Here is a 14,670-nt window from a genome sequence, read left to right as displayed (position 1 = left end):
AATCAGTCCTCGTGCTTTTTGCGTTTTTCCAGCATTGCGAAGAAGTCATCCAGAATCTTGTTCAACATCTTCTGCGGCGTGTGGCCAAAATTCTTGGCGTGCTCCGACACCCGCTCATGGTTGTCATTGCGCAAGGTGTAGGAGTTGGACGGGTCCTTTTTGCGGTTGCGGAACGAAATCAGCCCGGAACGCCGCGCCATCGACATCATGCGCTCGTAGTCCGTGTGCGAAATGTTGAATTTCTTGCGGATGTCGACCTTGGTCAGTCGCTCGTCCGCCTTCATCAGCCGCACAGACTCCACCATCAGGTTATGCAACTGGTTCAGCCGCACCAGGTGGTTGAACCCGCTGTCGATCTGCCCCCGCTCTACAGCCCCGCGATCGGTGTCCGGGCGCGCCAGGCCACTGGAGAGGTTCTTCAGTACAACCTCATCGGACAAGTCGAGCGGGTTTCGGTTCTTCTTGGTTTCCTTGAAATCGGGTGATTCGCCGCTCAGGTAGTACACCGAGCCTTGCTTGGCGATTTCCACTTCCAGGAACGAACAGGCAACCATGAAGATGTCTTCGGTACAGAGCTTGCGCGACACACCCTGCTGAATAGCCTCGCGACTAAGCGGCTCGTCGGCAGCGCGCATCGCGGCCTGGGTATGCTTGGCCCGCTGGATGTCCTGAACCATGTTGAAATACGACTTCAAAGGCAGCACCTTGTCGGACAGGTTGACCAACGGGTACAACTCCTTGACAGTGTCGGCCAGTACATCTGGCGAGGGGACCAGCAGCGACCTCAGGCCCTGGGCAAGGGACAATAACTTGGCCCCGTCTTTAACTTCATTCGCTGGTCGCATATACGTACCTAAGATTTCCAATCCAAAATAGTCTTAAAGTGCCTGCGCAGGCATACACACTCCGCTCAAGCAGAACAGCAGCACCAAGCTTCGTAGGCCGGGCCCGCTCTCATTCTCCAATCCTGGAAAAGATCCTCCTTCGGCACCACAAGGCAGCATTCGGGCGACGCGAGAGGGCTCCCCGCCATTCTAAGCGCCCGCAAACCAGCGAAAGGCATACCCCATCCATGGAGCAGGAAGCAATGGCAATCATTGCGGCGCCAGGCACCCAATGTCACCACCCTGACCTGGATCAAGCCCCATTGACTGCAGGGTCTGCTTGGTCAATTCCACCTGCGCCTTGATCGACTCCGGGTCGTTCGCCATCTGCTGCGCGACAGCATTTTCAATCGGCGACTGGGAGGAAGCAAGATGAGACATGGTCGCCATCACCGCAATTACCACCAAAGGCGGCACCAGCCAGGCCATTGCGGTCTTGCGCCGGCGCGACCTGGCCTGGCGCTCGGCATTGCTTGCGGCCTGCTCGCGCAGGGCCTTGCGCGAAGGCTGTGGTGCTGCGCCCTGGTACTGCGGGGCAGTCACAGGAGCCGGGCGCAGGGCCTCTGCAGGCACTGCCGTCCTTTGCGCTTCTTCGCGCTGGAAGTAGTCGTTCAGGGCCTCGTTCAGGCATTCCGAAAGGGCCTGGCGCACCTTGTAGGCAACCAGCGCAGGCTCGATATGGGTAAGCGCACCCTTGCGGTCTGCCTCGGCATGGAACACCAGCTGCAGGGCCGCCAGTTCGTGACTGGCCTGCACCCCGGCATCGCCCTCGATCGCCAGGCTGACGCTGCCGCTGAGCACCCGCTGATGGCCATCGTCTTCGGCCGCGTCGAAGCCGGCCACTACCAGCGACAGCTGCTGGAAGGCCCTGGCGATACGCACGGTACGGGTCGCCCGCTGTGCGTCATTGGGGCATTGGCTGTCGAACACCACCAGCAGGTGCTCGCCCGAACCGAAGAGGCGGATACTCGGGTCGAACTCGAAGTTCGGCGCTTTGGCTTTCATGTACTTTGCTCCTTAAAGTTTTCCAAAGATGTCTTCAAGCACGACCGCCTGTGAAAGGCCGGTCATCATCCTTGGCTTCCCTGTACGGTGATCGATGAAGAATGCAGCCGGCACACCCGCCTGTTCCTTGCCGTTGTGTTCGAATGCGGCGAACAGAAACGCCAGGTTGGTGCTTAGCTGCTCGACGGTTTCCGGCGATGGCTCGGAGCGGACCTGTTCGTGGTTGCCCAGTACCCGCGCCAGCATCTTCTGGTCCTTGGTCTGCAGGATGGTGGCGGCCAACGGCACGCCATCCGCCGGGTTACCCAGTGCTGCAGACGGGATCCACTTGATCGAATGGCCCTTTGCTGCGTAGGCCCTTGTCAGGTTGTAGGCTTCGCGGCAGTACGGGCAACGCGGGTCGATGATGATGTAGACGGTATCGCCGATGCCGCCCTTGCCCTCCTTGATGCCTGCCAGGGAGTCGACGGTTTTCATCGACTCCGGGATCGCGCCTTTGAAGGTGCCGTCCATGGCTGCAGCTTCGCGCACATTCGGCGCCTCAACGGGTGACATCTGCGGCGCAGCTGGCGCGGCCGCGACCGGGGCAGTAACAGGCGGTGCGACGATGGCCTGGGCAACGCCAGGCAGGAAGGCATCGGAGATATTGCTGCCCGTTTCGGCATTCCAGGCCACGCCGGTGAACAGCACCGCAGAGTCCGGTGTACTGAAAAGCACCACTTGATGGCCGTTCTTCTCAACGGTCCAGGCGGTCAACCCGCCGAGGCCGACCGGTCGGGCGCTGACGATACGCCCATAGCGCGACACCCGTTGCGCGGCCAGGTCATCAAGCTCCTGCTGGGCAGGGTTAACCTGTGCGGCACCTTGAGCGGTGATGAAGGCAGAGAGGTCCGCCGGTTGTGCCGGGGCGGCATGGGCGACGGAAATACCCGCCGCAAGCGCCGCCAGCACGGCGACAGTTCTTGCAATCACACCCTTCATGGCTCGATGTCCCTATTAAGAATCCAATACGACCGTATTCTAACAAAAAAGCAAAAAAAGGCACCAAAAAAACAAAAAAAGGCCATCTACATAGATGGCCATTTGCTTTTATCCAAACCTTCAAGACTGCGCTTCAGGCAGCCCCTTCATCGAGCGCTGCCCCTTGTGCCGCGGCATACCTCTCCTGCTGCAGGGCCTCATAGCGCTTCTTGTCGGCTTCGGAATACTTGTACGCCGACATCGCCAGCTCAAGACCGTTGACCGCCTTGTCCAGCTGGGGCTCCGCCAGTGACATCCCCGCTTTGCACTCATACAGGAAATGCGACAGGATCCCCGGCGCTTCCGGGAACCCGGCTTGACGCCCGATCGTCTGCAGGGCATACCACATGTCACGGTCGAAGAAACGCATCCAGCGCATTTCTGCGGGTGGCAGCACACCCAGGCGGCGCGCCTGGAAGAACATGGCAAAGATGATGGTGCGGACGAATGCGTGCGCGTGCAGGATCGCACTGGCATTGGGGTGCTTGATGTACTTCTGGATGATCGCCCGAGGCTCTTCCAGCGGCACTTCGGGCTTCAGCCAGGCATAAGGGTCGCCCTGCTGCTCGGCCTTGCCGGCAGGTGCCTTGAACTGATCCCAGCACCAGGCAACCATGTAGTCGCTGTCGGCCATTGCCGCCTTGAAGGCATTGTCATCCAGCGCCGTATCAGTGGCGACCACCCGCGGCAACGCTATCGCCACCAGCAGTGTTTCTGCCGGCGTCAGATTGGCAACCCGGGTCCAGTGCTGGCCCAACTGGCGACGCATCACCTCGGTGGTTTTCTCGCGATCCAGGGTTGGTGCCCAGCTGCGATCCGATTGCTCCTGCCAACCACTGATCAGCAAGTGCCGGTAGGCAAACTGGCGGGAGGTCTGCGACATGCCGAACACTGGGTGGTCCAGCGGCTGGGCGATCAGGTCGAGCTCGGCGAACATGCGCAGGTGCGGGTACTGCGCCTTGTTCTCTTGCACAAAGCTCTTGATATTGTGCGTCTTGGTGAACCTGAGCTTGGGGTGGGTCTTGTTGATACGCAGAAACATGCGTACCGACAGGATCACCATCAACAGCAGGAAAAAACCATTCATGAGCAGCGACGACGAAGTGATTTCACCCCACGCCACGCTGGAAAAATCTCGCTGACAGGCACCGATGATGCCTTCCGGCGCACACATGCGCCCGACCCACTGGTTGATCGAGGCAATACCTGGCAGCGCGGCAAAGTCACCCAGCACACTTGGCAACCACAGCTCGACGTAGCGAATGTAGGTGTACACCTTGGCAATCTTGTCGTGAGCGAAGTACCAGGCACCCCACCCCCCGAGGTAAAGCACTGCCATGATCCCGAGCAAAATGGCGGGGTCATCCCAGGTAAAGCTCTTCTGCCCACCTCCCTGTTGCTTCATTCAACGCCTCCTCTGGCCGCCACAAAGACTCTGCCGGTCATGTCTGTCTTGCCAACTACCTGGCCAGTTCCTTGAGCAAATTGTGCGTGGTACGCACTCGCCCCACCATGAACACTGCGGCTCGGCGGCAAACCGCCCGCACAGTCATTTTCTTCACCACCTCGATGTAGACCAGGGCAATCGTCATGCACAGCGCCAGTGGCAGCAGAAACTTCCACAGCGCCGGCACCAGCAGCAACATCAACCACGGCAAGGCGGCACTTGCGTTGATCACGAAAAAACGTGCGGGGGGAGCGCATCTGCTCCAGTGATACCGTCCTGTTGCCATAACTTCTCCGTAAACTCGTTGCAGTCAGCATTAATGGGCAGCCCGCACCTCAGCCGTGGCGCAGGTCGCGGGCAGTCGCCTCGCTGATCAGGCCTGCGGCCAGCAGGCGATCCGCCTCGGCAGCAAAGGTATGCCCTTCTTCACGCACGAACTCGGCAACCCGCTGGGTTACCCGGCCCATGTCGGTCAGGTCCATCAAGGTGTCGCGCACCTGCTCGGTAAATCTCAGCCACGATCGCGCAGCGGTGCGTTTGCCATCCACCGTCGGCACAAGCTTCTGCGCCATCATGAAGCGGCTGGTATCGACGAGGTCGTAGATGGCGGTGGCACGCTCCTGCTCCGGAAAGCGGGAAATCATCCGGCGCATGATCGCCGCCACATCCTTGGCGTGCACCGTGCCAAACACCGGGTGCCCCGTCAGCGACAGCTCCACCGCCGCGCGAATGGTCTCCTGGTCGCGCAACTCGCCAATCACGCACAGGCCAGGCGCACGTCGCATGGCCTCGCGGTTTGCCCGGTAAAAGTCTTTGAAGTGCGTGGGGATCTGCGACTGCACGAAGATCGAATGCTTGCTCTGGACCTTGTCGTAGGTGAATTCGATCGGTTCTTCATGGCTGATCAGGTTGCCCTTGATCGGCGTGTCGTTTTCCAGGATGAAGCGGTTGATGGCGGCAAAGGTGGTGGTCTTGCCATGGCCGGTGGCACCGGCCACATAGACGATGCCATCACGCGGCGTGGCCATTCTGACGATTTCCTCGCTCAGGCCCACGTCCTGGATGCGTGGCGGGTCATCGGGGATGGCCCGGATGACAATCTGGCACGAGGTGTCGCCATGGCAGGCGATGGGCGAGGCGTTTACCCGGTAGGCATAACGCAGGCGCGCACCGCGGGCATCCTTGCGCTCCGGGTCGAACAACTCGTAACGCTCGTTGACCGCCGTGCCGGAGACGATATCGGTGGTGGCGGTGTCCCGATTGGCCGCCATCTTCAGCAGTTCGTTGACTTCCCCGACATCCAGCGCACGCCGGGTGACCGCATACATCCGCCCATATTTCTTCACCACCACCGGCAATGCGGGCTGGATGAAAATGTCGCTGACGCCATGGGTCAGGGTTTCCAGCATCATGGCCTTGAACTGGTCGGCGCGATCGAAACGAAACGGGTCTTCGTAACTGGTCAGGCGCTCCAGGCGCTCGATCATCGCACCTGGTTCCAGCATCATCACGTCGTCGTGGAAGTCCTGCTTCATTGCCGCCCGCCTTCAACGCCCGCGGGCTGTCGGGCTGCAGCAGGCGATGACGCCGGGCTGCCAGCGCCGGTTACCGGCGCACGGCGTGGAGGGTTGGCAATGGTCGAAGTAGCGATCGAACTGCGCCACACGTTCATGTTTTCGTTGAACTCGGGCAAGGCGGTGATGCGCAGCAGGGTTTCGTCCACCGCCATCGACCGCCCTTCCCGGGTAACCGGGATCTCCGCACCGGAGATGATCGGCATGGTGACCTGGCCATGACGGGCAAACTCATTGAAACGGCGCATACCATCGATATCGCGGTTCATCCGGTCGAAGCCGTAGGTCAGCATCAGGTTGGCCTGCTCGACACCTTGTTGCCAGCCCTCGCGCACGGCCAGTTTCCACACCCGCTCTTCCTCGTCGGAACGCGGCACCAGCGCCGAAACCAACGAGGTGCGGTCGAAGGTGGGCGGCGGGAAGTTCAGGTATTCGCGCCAGCTGGGCGGCACGGAGGAAAAGCGTGCCTGCGACTCGATCTTGTAGGCCGCCCCCGACAGGCGCAGCGTGTAGTCGCCATCCTGGTTGTACAGGTGGCGCGCTTCGGTGATGACCGGCGGCACGACGCGATCCTGGATCATCAGGCTACTGAAGTCATAGACGGTGTCGAACTCACGCTCGCGCAGCTTCAGGGCTTTGTTGATGTTGGTCAGCTGCCACGCCAGGCCAGCCTTCACCCCCACCTGCAATGCCGCATCGAGAATGGCTTCGCCGCGCGCGGCCGATGCCTGGTTCTTCTCGTCACGCATGGCCTCGATAGCCGACCTGGCATCGCCGGCGTCACTCTGCTGCTGCACGTAGGCGGGTTTGTCATAGAGGCGCTCGGCGTCCTCGAGGGTCATCGGAGGCATGTCCATCGCCATGTTCAGCCCCTCCCCAGCGCCAGCGGTACCGGCTTGTAGATCAAGCGCAGCGTGTTGGTGCTCTTGTCCAGCACCACATCGGCACCGGTATCGATCTGTGCACCCACATCCTTCAGCACATTGATCGGCGTTGCCTTGCGCACCCACACGTTGATGGGCTTGAGATCGACGCGCTTGCCGCTCTCGACATAGGCGTAGCCATAACGGCTGGCGAAGGTCTGCAGAAGCTCCTGAGGCTTGCCAATGAAGTCGATGTCGACCTGGTCGGTGTCTACTGCAGCCTGCCGCGAAGCAGCTTGCACACGGTCGGCGTTCAGCCGCGAAACGTAGGTGTGCTGAGAATTGACCGCTACCGACACCTTGTCGGCGATGATCCGGCTGGCAAACGCCTCGGTGTCTTCGGTAGTAGGCTTGGCAGAGCTGGCACAACCACCCAGCGCAACCAGTGCCACCAGCACACCGCCAGCCTTGCAGGCGCGTGCACCCATGCGTATTCCTTTCATGTAAAAACTCCTGAAGTTGTCTTGTTCATCGACCCGGGGTAACCCTTGCCCAGAAGCCTTGGCATTCTGCGGCGACCTGCGTTACTGGTAGCTGACCACCAGCCTGGCGTGGCGCTGCCGCTCGAGGTACTTGCCCCATTTCACCGCCAGCGGGATCAGGTCTTTCTTGTAGATGTCGTTGAATTTGCGGGTACGCGAGTGGTAATTGGCGGCGCGGGTCCAGAAGTCCTGGCCGTTGTTCTCGTCCAGCTTCTGGCGCAGCAGCCATGCCGCCAACTCCGCGTTGTAACAACCGCGCCAGGCAACATCGGACTTGGTGATCGCCGGGTATGCGGCAAACACGCCTTTCGGGCCCCAGTGGGTGGTATTGATCTGGAAGTGGCCAAGGTCGAAGGTGCCATTGCGGTTCGACACGCTTTGGCCGTTCTTGCCGCTTTCCTTGCTGGAGATGGCCAACAGCACGTTGGCCGGCACACCCTGGCGCTGGGCGGCCTGCACGACGCAGTCGATATCCGCAGGCCGCACGGCATAGAAGTCATCGGCCAATGCCTGCATGGCGCAGCACATCAGGGCGATGAACAGCCACTGGGGCCGTTTGCGCATCATGGTCAGATGATCCATTTCTGGTGCTGGAACCAGAACCAGAACGCGCCCTCGACGAACAGCTGCCCGGTCGAGACCTGCCAGCTACGATAGGACTTCTTCATGCCGAATACCCACAGCGCGAAGCCGATCGACAGCCAGTTGAGGGCGATCAGAATGCCCGCGCCGGTCGCGAGCATGTAGATGAACCCGGCAATCGCAGCAGCGCTGGCAATGAAGAACGCCCTGGAGTGCAAGCGGTGGCTACGGGCAATCCGGTCGATCTCGTCACGTTCGATGGTGGTCAACTGCGCCTTGACTCGCTCGTTGCGGTAGCGCGCGGCATGCTCCTTGACCTTCTTGACGTCATCCTCTTCAAGCAAGGCGAAGCCGCAGTTGTTGCAACCCCAGCTGTGCAGCACACGCATCTTGCCTTTCGGCCCCTGCTCGAACTCCTGATGGTCACCTTCCGTCTTTAGCAGCACACCCCGCTCGCACTCGGGGCACGCTGGGCTGAAGTTGGAACGCCAGAGTGCCTTGATGTGCTGGTTGCCCATGCGCAGCTGATTCACGCCAAGCACCGCCATCGGCATGGTGATGAACGCGAACTTCGCAGCTTTCTTCCCTGAACTGAACAACCCCATCGCCTCACCTTAGCATGCAAAAATTCTTGTTTCTGATTATCTGTCAGATATCTATCGTCGTCAATTTATGACAAAAAATAGAATCACACGCCGATCTAGGGCTCTGACGCCCGGTCTTACTTGGGCGGCTGCTCTTTCATCATCAGGCGGCACTTGGCCTGCAGGTCATTCAGCCGCTCGCGCATGCCGGCCACACCCTGAGCAGCGGGCTCAGGGGTAACGCTGTAGTCCGTTTGCCGGGCAATTTCTGCGCAGGTTTGCTCGATCCGCTCTTGTGCGGCCCACTTGTCCGACAGCGATGCAAAGCCTTCGCCGCTGGCCATCAGCTGCATGTCGAGCATCTGCTGAGGCACGACCATGGCCAGCTCACGCGCCCATTCATCGTCCAGTTCCTGCTCGTCAACCGGTGCAATGGCAGGCGTCACTGGCGTCACGGCCAAAAGGTCGGCAACGGCGAGGATGCTTGCCTGAATCCCCTCCGGGCTCATGGGGTCAATTTGTGGTGCGGGCACTGGAGCTGCTGTAACCATGACCGCATCCGGCACATCGGCGGGGGCCTGCGGCGCCGGTTTTTCTGCCAGTGGTGCTGCTGGAGCCGGCTTCTTCAGGTCGCCGGACAAATACGCCCCAAGCACGCCGAGTGAGGTGTCCAACCGGCCCAGCAAAGGCCGGTCAGGGTCGGCATAGTTATGCTCGAACACACTGTGCATGCGGGCAAGAGTTGGGTCACCCTTCACTACCGCGCGTACCCGTTTGGCGAAAGAGCCATCCTTCAGGCTGTCGACGAATGCCTGGCGCGACTGCCGGTTCTGCGGCAGGTCCGAAGGCTCAGGCGGCTCGACCGGAATGAAATCGTTGATGCGCATTTCCTTCGGCGCCGGGCCGGCCGTGTAGAAGCCCAGGCCGCGAATAAGCGCCACGCCACCGGTCTTGCCATTTTGCGATTTCTTGCCGATCAGGAAGGTGAACTCGCCGTTCTCCTGCATGGCGACGTCGTCGTAGTTCAACCGGCTGCGCTGCTCGATGGCAATGTTGTCCGACTGCCGCAATTTTTCGTTGCCCGCAACACGTTCGAAGTTGCCCAGCATGGCTTGCGAAGACTCGGCCGCCGCACCCTGCACGCGCCGCCAGGTTTCCGATTCGGTGCCCGAGGTCAGGCGGCCAACGGCGCGAATGTTGGTGTTTTCCCAGGTGGCATCCGCTTCTTCGGCGCTGGATTTCTTCAGCGAGGAAAAGTCCTGCGCCGCGAAGGTGACACTGAAGCCCAGGCTACGCGCTTGGGCCGGGGCCACGGCAAAGCCGACCACGGCGTAATAGCCATATTCGTCGAGAATGGTATAGAACGGGAACTTCGAGCCGGTCGGCCGGCTGTCGATGATTTCGCGCACTACCCCTTCGACCCGGTTGCCCAGGCAGCCGGCCATCATCTGCTTGATGCTGCCTACAATCATCTTGCCAAGCATGCGCATGCTGTCCGGTGCACGCTCCAGCGCCGGCAGCAGCACCACCAGCAAGCGGCGGTTGATCACCACATCATAGAAGTCCACGTCACCGACGCGGGTCTTGAAGATATGGCCGTAGTTGAAGGTCAGGTCGTTGAAGATCCGTCCCAGCTGCATGACGATGTAGCCGTGCTGCTCCAGGGTCTTGGTTTCCTGCTTCTTGAACTTCGCCTTCTGGTAGCCTGGCAGCGTTAGCAGGTACGAGCGCAGCGGGGCGACGATGACGTCGAACATCTCACCGTACTTGCCGCCGTGCTCCCACACCAGATCTTCGATGACGTTCAGCTCGAAATATTCCAGGTACTTCTCGGGCGACAGGTTGATGTGCCCCTTGTCCCGCAGGTAGGTCAGCGGCCGCGTCAGGGCTGCCACGAACATGATCGCCCGCCCCTTCCACATGTCACCGCCGCCGCCGGAATCATCCATTAGCGACACAATCAGCTCGATCAACATGCCCGACGAGGTGTTGCCCATCATGTTCATGTTGTTGGTCACCTTGTCGACTTGCTTCTCGACGAAGTCGCGGCCAGAGGTGATGAAGTTGATGATCAGCAGGTCATCTTCGCGGCCCAGGTAGCGCGACAGGCGGAAGATTTCCTTCTGCAGCTTGGGGTCACCCTTGCCGTCGACGTAGATGAAACCAGTGTTCTGCACCAAGGCGTTGAAGACGATGCCGAGCAACAGCTCGGTGTTATGGGTGACCAGGCTGTCGTCAGTGATGTAGAGGTGATGCGGGTGATCGATCTCGATGCACTGGCAAGGTGCCTGGCCGGCAGCCGTCACTTTCCACACCTCGCCCCAGCCATTGAACTTGGCCGAGCCGCGCTTCTTGCGCACCTTGGGCAGCATCACCACGATGCCGCGCCCCATCAACTCGCGAATGGCGTCGGTGGTCACGGTATGGGCTTCTTCGCTGCCATCCTGCCCGCGGGTAAGCACCCGCCACAGGTGGTCACCCGTGGCTTGCGCCCGGCGCCCGTCACGCGTGGCCACGGTCCAGATCGGCTGGATGCCCTGCTCAATCACCCGCAGCACCGCAGCCTGCTTGCCATCGGGCGTGCACACGTTGTCGCCGACCCGGATGCGGCCCATTTCCACCCAGCCGCCCGGAGTCAGCACCTTGGCATGCTTGGGCTGCGGCTTACCGGAGCCAGTGGTGCCCAGCACCAACTGGTGGGTGCGTAGGTCACTGTCGCCGGCGTAGATCTGCTCTTTGCTCTCCAGGTCATTGCCGAAGAGAGTCACGCCCTCACCTTTCTTCTTGCCCTTGTACGAGCCGTCATTGACGTCCGCCAGCTTAGGCACCCGATAAGGGAAATCGAACGTGCGATTGTCGACGTCGACGAACTTGCGCTTGAACGCCCAGGCCAGCAGCAACAGCAGCTCACCGGAAAAGGGCACCTTGATCGAAATCAGCGCCAGGACCGGTAGCGCGAAGGTTCCGAAAACCGCGCCGTCGGCCGACTGGAAGAAATCACTGAAGCGCTGCCCGGCCAGGCGGGTATCCTTGCGCCTGCGGCTGCTGCTGATTTCATGCTGACGGGATGCGCCCTTGTACTGAGCCATCTGTCACTCCCTCACACTACGTCTTCGAATGCACTGGCGCTGATGTAGTCAGCCACCAGGTCTTTGGCGATCCGCGCGATCACCGACTGCTCCATGTCGTCATCGACGAACTCGACGTCCTTGAACGTCTCTCGCTTCAAGCGTTCGACCATGTCTTTGCACCCCCCTGACGGGAAGCGCCGGGCCAGCAGGGCCAGCGCATCGGGGCGCGGCATGTGCTCGTAGAGCATGGTGCGCAGCTTGCGGTCCTCGGCGGTCGTGGTCAGTGCCCACAGGCGCATCGGCCCGGCAGACATGGTGAACAGCTGGCTGTAGGTGGCATTCTTGGTCTCGAAGCGGGCCAGGAAGGTACAGCCATGCTTGTTCGCACCGTGCACGAAGTTGACCAGCGCATGCTCTTCGGTGTCAGACAGGCCGATGTTCTTCCGCAACCAGTCGCGGGTTTCCTTGGTGCCCGAGTCGAGGATGAAGGTGGCCGTGGCGATCTTGGTCAGCTGGCCGAAGTCTTCCATCAACTGCGAAGCCAGAATGATCTCCATGTTCCACTTACGGGCCTCGCGGCCATCGGTCTGCATCTGCTCCTGCAAGCCCACGTGGCCACCGGTCTTGTGGAATTCGTCCATGCACATGACCTTGTATTCATCCACCAGGTCGGCCACCAGGCGCTCGTAGAACGGCAGGTACTTCTCGGTGAAGAACGGGAAGTCCTCCTTCGAGAATGCCACCTTCTTCATGAAACACTGGCGGGCGATCATGTACATCAAGGCAGTCTGCTTCTTCGCCGAAGCAGAGCCCTGCAGCGCCACGTCCTGCAGATCGAGGGCAACGATGCGGGCACTGCCGACGTCGAAACGGGTGTGGTCGGCGAACACCGGGAAGTCGCCGACCGCCTCGCGAATGCCGAGAATGAACGCATCGACCAGGCTGCGCCCTACCTCACCGGAGCCTTCGTACTCGGCACGCACCTCTTCGGTGGATGCCACCGCCACCAGGTCGTTGAGGGTAGGCACCGCATAGCGCTGGGTGACTTCCGCTTCGTACACCATGCCGGCATCGAACATTGCATCGACCAGTTCCCAGTAGGTGGTGGCCGGCAGAATGCGGAAGCCCAGCGCCGCCACGGCGCCGTCGACCACGTCGTTGTGCCCGGGCTTGTAGGTTTCCGGGCTGGCCCTCTCGATCTTGTCGTCCTTGCGCCGGTAGGCCAGGTCAACCATGCGGCCGACGAAGTTGCTCATCCCTTCATAGGGCTTTTCGCGTTCGGGCGGCGTCACCAGGATAGTGAGAAAGTTCTTGTTGAACTCGCGGTCCTTCGGCAGTGGGTAACGCTGGCCAAGCGGAGTGTCCAGTGGGTTGATGCAGTCCTTGCGAGCGTTCTGCAAACGTTTGTACACCACCAGGTGATGCAGCCGTGGTGGCAGGTTGTCGCGCACCAGGTCGCAGAAACCGGACGAAGAAATACCGATGTCGGTGATGCCGATGTAGGGCAACCCGGTCAGGCCCGGCATCAGGCACGATTCGAAGTGGTTGTTGTTCATCAACACCGACTTGCCCGAGCCTGGCTTGCCTGCAATCAGGGTGATCCAGGTGGTCTGCTGCGAGGAAAAACGCTGGTACTTGAGGATCTTGCCATCCAGGCTGCGGTAGATGGTCGACCCTTCCTGGAACGGCGAAGCTGGCCGGGTCAGCGGCAGCATGGCCACGGCATCGCCCAGCGGCGCAGCGGCCGGGTCGCCCAGGTGCTTGGTGGTCAGGGCCAGACAGTTGGACTGAAACGCCTGCATCGGGTTACCGGTACGTTCGATGAACACGGGCTGGCCCCAGGCTTCCAGGGTGCGCCAAAGCTTCGACTTGCGAAGCGCCAGTTCCTTCACGCCCTTTTCGTCCGGGCTGGCCCAGGTCATCGCGGCCACTTGCAGCTTGACCATGCATTCACCGTCACGCACGCGCTCGCGCAGTTCCTTGGTGGCGAGGTTGATGTTGCGGTTCTGCTCGGAGGTGACCGACAGCAGCTGGGCGAACAGGCTCTTCCAGGCCAGCACACTCATGCCGTCGGAGGACAGCATGATCGACACCGAATACGGCAAAGCGCGCGACACACCGTTCTCTTGCGTTTCCGCGCGGTTGAGGCTGTTGAACAGGGTGTTGAAGTATTGCGGCTCTGCCGGTGGAATCGACATCAACAACGGCGCATACACGCGCGAGCCAACCCGCACACTGGTAGGATCCGGCAGCAGACTGGTGCGCTCGCCACTGCCGATTTCAGCCGAAGTGACCATGATTTGGCTGGGCAGCGTGGGGTACATGAACTCCGACATGTCGCCATTGCGCTTGCTGGTCTTCCAGCGCATGGGAATGGCGCTACCCGGAATATAGGGCTTCCAGGTACGCGGCGTGATGTCGGGGTTTACCTTCGCACGGATGGCGCGGATCGCTTCACTGACGTCGAGCACATCCGCCGAGCAACCGAACTCAGGGGACGTCAGGTCTTCGGAAATCTTGGTGACAAAGGAAAGGTGGCGGTCCTTGAGGTAGGAAATAGGCCGCAGCAGGTTCTGCGCTTCGGCGGTGGCCGGCCACTCCGATTCCTTCCTGAACTCGTTCAGCGCCTCGCGCGCCATCGACCTTTCGGTCTGGTCGAGCAGCGCGGGCCGCGACCAGAACACCAGGTAGCATTCTTCGTCATACACATACTGAGCGTACTTGCTGACACCTTCGTTGATCAGGTGCCGCACGTTGAGGTTCAGCCGCTCGGCGGTTGCTGCCTGCTGCAAGGCGTTCTGCTCCAGCGGCGCGGTCGCATCCAGGTCGCGGCTGAAGACAATCTGCAGGTGGTGGCCGCGTACCTTGAAGTACACCGAGAGCGACGCTTCCAGCAGGCTGACCAGGCGTTCGAACTGTTCGCGCCCAAGCACGCTCTTGGTGCCGTTGAAGCGCACGATGGAAGCCAGCGAACCGTCGTTTGCGACGATGGCCTGCCCGCCATCGACCGTTTCCAGGTCGCAATAGTCCTGCACGTCTGCCTTGAGCTGGCTCAGCACCGTCAGGATCACCGCCTCGAGTTTGTTAAACATTTCCTT

Annotated in this window: 12 protein-coding genes; all 12 read right to left on the bottom strand. The window is 60.8% G+C overall.

The annotated features are described in order from the left end of the window. Window positions 1–2: 2 nt before the first annotated feature. The 12 genes from C4Q27_RS15325 to C4Q27_RS15270 all read right to left on the bottom strand — a co-directional run bounded on the left by C4Q27_RS15325 (window position 3) and on the right by C4Q27_RS15270 (window position 14,664). Window positions 3–806, bottom strand: coding sequence for a hypothetical protein (locus C4Q27_RS15325; protein WP_231114230.1), 804 nt, complete (start codon window positions 804–806; stop codon window positions 3–5). Window positions 807–1,094: 288 nt separating this feature from the next. Continuing rightward, complete coding sequence (locus C4Q27_RS15320; protein ID WP_064491226.1) at window positions 1,095–1,889, bottom strand: hypothetical protein; 795 nt, start codon at window positions 1,887–1,889, stop codon at window positions 1,095–1,097. Window positions 1,890–1,901: 12 nt separating this feature from the next. Then, window positions 1,902–2,870, bottom strand: coding sequence for a hypothetical protein (locus C4Q27_RS15315; protein ID WP_104887021.1), 969 nt, complete (start codon window positions 2,868–2,870; stop codon window positions 1,902–1,904). 133 nt (window positions 2,871–3,003) lie between these two features. Beyond that, window positions 3,004–4,314 carry a hypothetical protein gene (locus tag C4Q27_RS15310; RefSeq protein WP_064491228.1) on the bottom strand — a complete coding sequence of 437 codons (1,311 nt, stop codon included), beginning with the start codon at window positions 4,312–4,314 and terminating at the stop codon, window positions 3,004–3,006. Between the two features lie 55 nt (window positions 4,315–4,369). Further along, complete coding sequence (locus C4Q27_RS15305) at window positions 4,370–4,588, bottom strand: hypothetical protein (protein WP_019438931.1); 219 nt, start codon at window positions 4,586–4,588, stop codon at window positions 4,370–4,372. A 103-nt stretch (window positions 4,589–4,691) separates the two neighbouring features. Next, window positions 4,692–5,891 (bottom strand): ATPase, T2SS/T4P/T4SS family, encoded by a 1,200-nt coding sequence (locus tag C4Q27_RS15300; RefSeq protein WP_014592463.1) that lies wholly within the window; start codon window positions 5,889–5,891, stop codon window positions 4,692–4,694. Then, window positions 5,888–6,781: a type IV secretory system conjugative DNA transfer family protein gene (locus tag C4Q27_RS15295; RefSeq protein ID WP_230855413.1), complete on the bottom strand. Its 894-nt coding sequence runs from the start codon at window positions 6,779–6,781 to the stop codon at window positions 5,888–5,890. Before C4Q27_RS15295 ends, C4Q27_RS15300 begins: the two co-directional genes overlap by 4 nt. Window positions 6,782–6,795: 14 nt before the next feature. Next, window positions 6,796–7,296, bottom strand: a complete 501-nt coding sequence (locus C4Q27_RS15290) for a DotD/TraH family lipoprotein (protein ID WP_223279199.1) — start codon at window positions 7,294–7,296, stop codon at window positions 6,796–6,798. Window positions 7,297–7,377: 81 nt separating this feature from the next. Further along, window positions 7,378–7,902: a transglycosylase SLT domain-containing protein gene (locus C4Q27_RS15285; RefSeq protein WP_064491229.1), complete on the bottom strand. Its 525-nt coding sequence runs from the start codon at window positions 7,900–7,902 to the stop codon at window positions 7,378–7,380. A 2-nt stretch (window positions 7,903–7,904) separates the two neighbouring features. Continuing rightward, window positions 7,905–8,522, bottom strand: a complete 618-nt coding sequence (locus C4Q27_RS15280; protein WP_014592467.1) for a hypothetical protein — start codon at window positions 8,520–8,522, stop codon at window positions 7,905–7,907. 116 nt (window positions 8,523–8,638) lie between these two features. After that, window positions 8,639–11,590, bottom strand: a complete 2,952-nt coding sequence (locus tag C4Q27_RS15275) for a type IV secretion protein DotL (protein WP_104887020.1) — start codon at window positions 11,588–11,590, stop codon at window positions 8,639–8,641. 11 nt (window positions 11,591–11,601) lie between these two features. Beyond that, window positions 11,602–14,664 carry a type IV secretion system protein IcmB/DotO gene (locus C4Q27_RS15270; protein WP_019438927.1) on the bottom strand — a complete coding sequence of 1,021 codons (3,063 nt, stop codon included), beginning with the start codon at window positions 14,662–14,664 and terminating at the stop codon, window positions 11,602–11,604. Window positions 14,665–14,670: the final 6 nt, after the last annotated feature.

It is taken from the genome of Pseudomonas sp. SWI36, assembly GCF_002948105.1.
Lineage (GTDB): Bacteria > Pseudomonadota > Gammaproteobacteria > Pseudomonadales > Pseudomonadaceae > Aquipseudomonas > Aquipseudomonas alloputida.
The sequence above is the reverse complement of the archived record's forward strand: the minus strand, read 5'-3'. Positions and strand labels throughout refer to the sequence as shown.

Excerpts from the sequence above, each read along its gene's own strand:
- C4Q27_RS15300 (WP_014592463.1), bottom strand. The coding sequence starts at position 5,891 with ATGAAGCAGGACTTCCACGACGACGTGATGATGCTGGAACCAGGTGCG.
- C4Q27_RS15295 (WP_230855413.1), bottom strand. The coding sequence starts at position 6,781 with ATGCCTCCGATGACCCTCGAGGACGCCGAGCGCCTCTATGACAAACCC.
- C4Q27_RS15310 (WP_064491228.1), bottom strand. The coding sequence starts at position 4,314 with ATGAAGCAACAGGGAGGTGGGCAGAAGAGCTTTACCTGGGATGACCCC.
- C4Q27_RS15280 (WP_014592467.1), bottom strand. The coding sequence starts at position 8,522 with ATGGGGTTGTTCAGTTCAGGGAAGAAAGCTGCGAAGTTCGCGTTCATC.
- C4Q27_RS15285 (WP_064491229.1), bottom strand. The coding sequence starts at position 7,902 with ATGATGCGCAAACGGCCCCAGTGGCTGTTCATCGCCCTGATGTGCTGC.
- C4Q27_RS15320 (WP_064491226.1), bottom strand. The coding sequence starts at position 1,889 with ATGAAAGCCAAAGCGCCGAACTTCGAGTTCGACCCGAGTATCCGCCTC.
- C4Q27_RS15290 (WP_223279199.1), bottom strand. The coding sequence starts at position 7,296 with ATGAAAGGAATACGCATGGGTGCACGCGCCTGCAAGGCTGGCGGTGTG.
- C4Q27_RS15275 (WP_104887020.1), bottom strand. The coding sequence starts at position 11,590 with ATGGCTCAGTACAAGGGCGCATCCCGTCAGCATGAAATCAGCAGCAGC.
- C4Q27_RS15315 (WP_104887021.1), bottom strand. The coding sequence starts at position 2,870 with ATGAAGGGTGTGATTGCAAGAACTGTCGCCGTGCTGGCGGCGCTTGCG.
- C4Q27_RS15270 (WP_019438927.1), bottom strand. The coding sequence starts at position 14,664 with ATGTTTAACAAACTCGAGGCGGTGATCCTGACGGTGCTGAGCCAGCTC.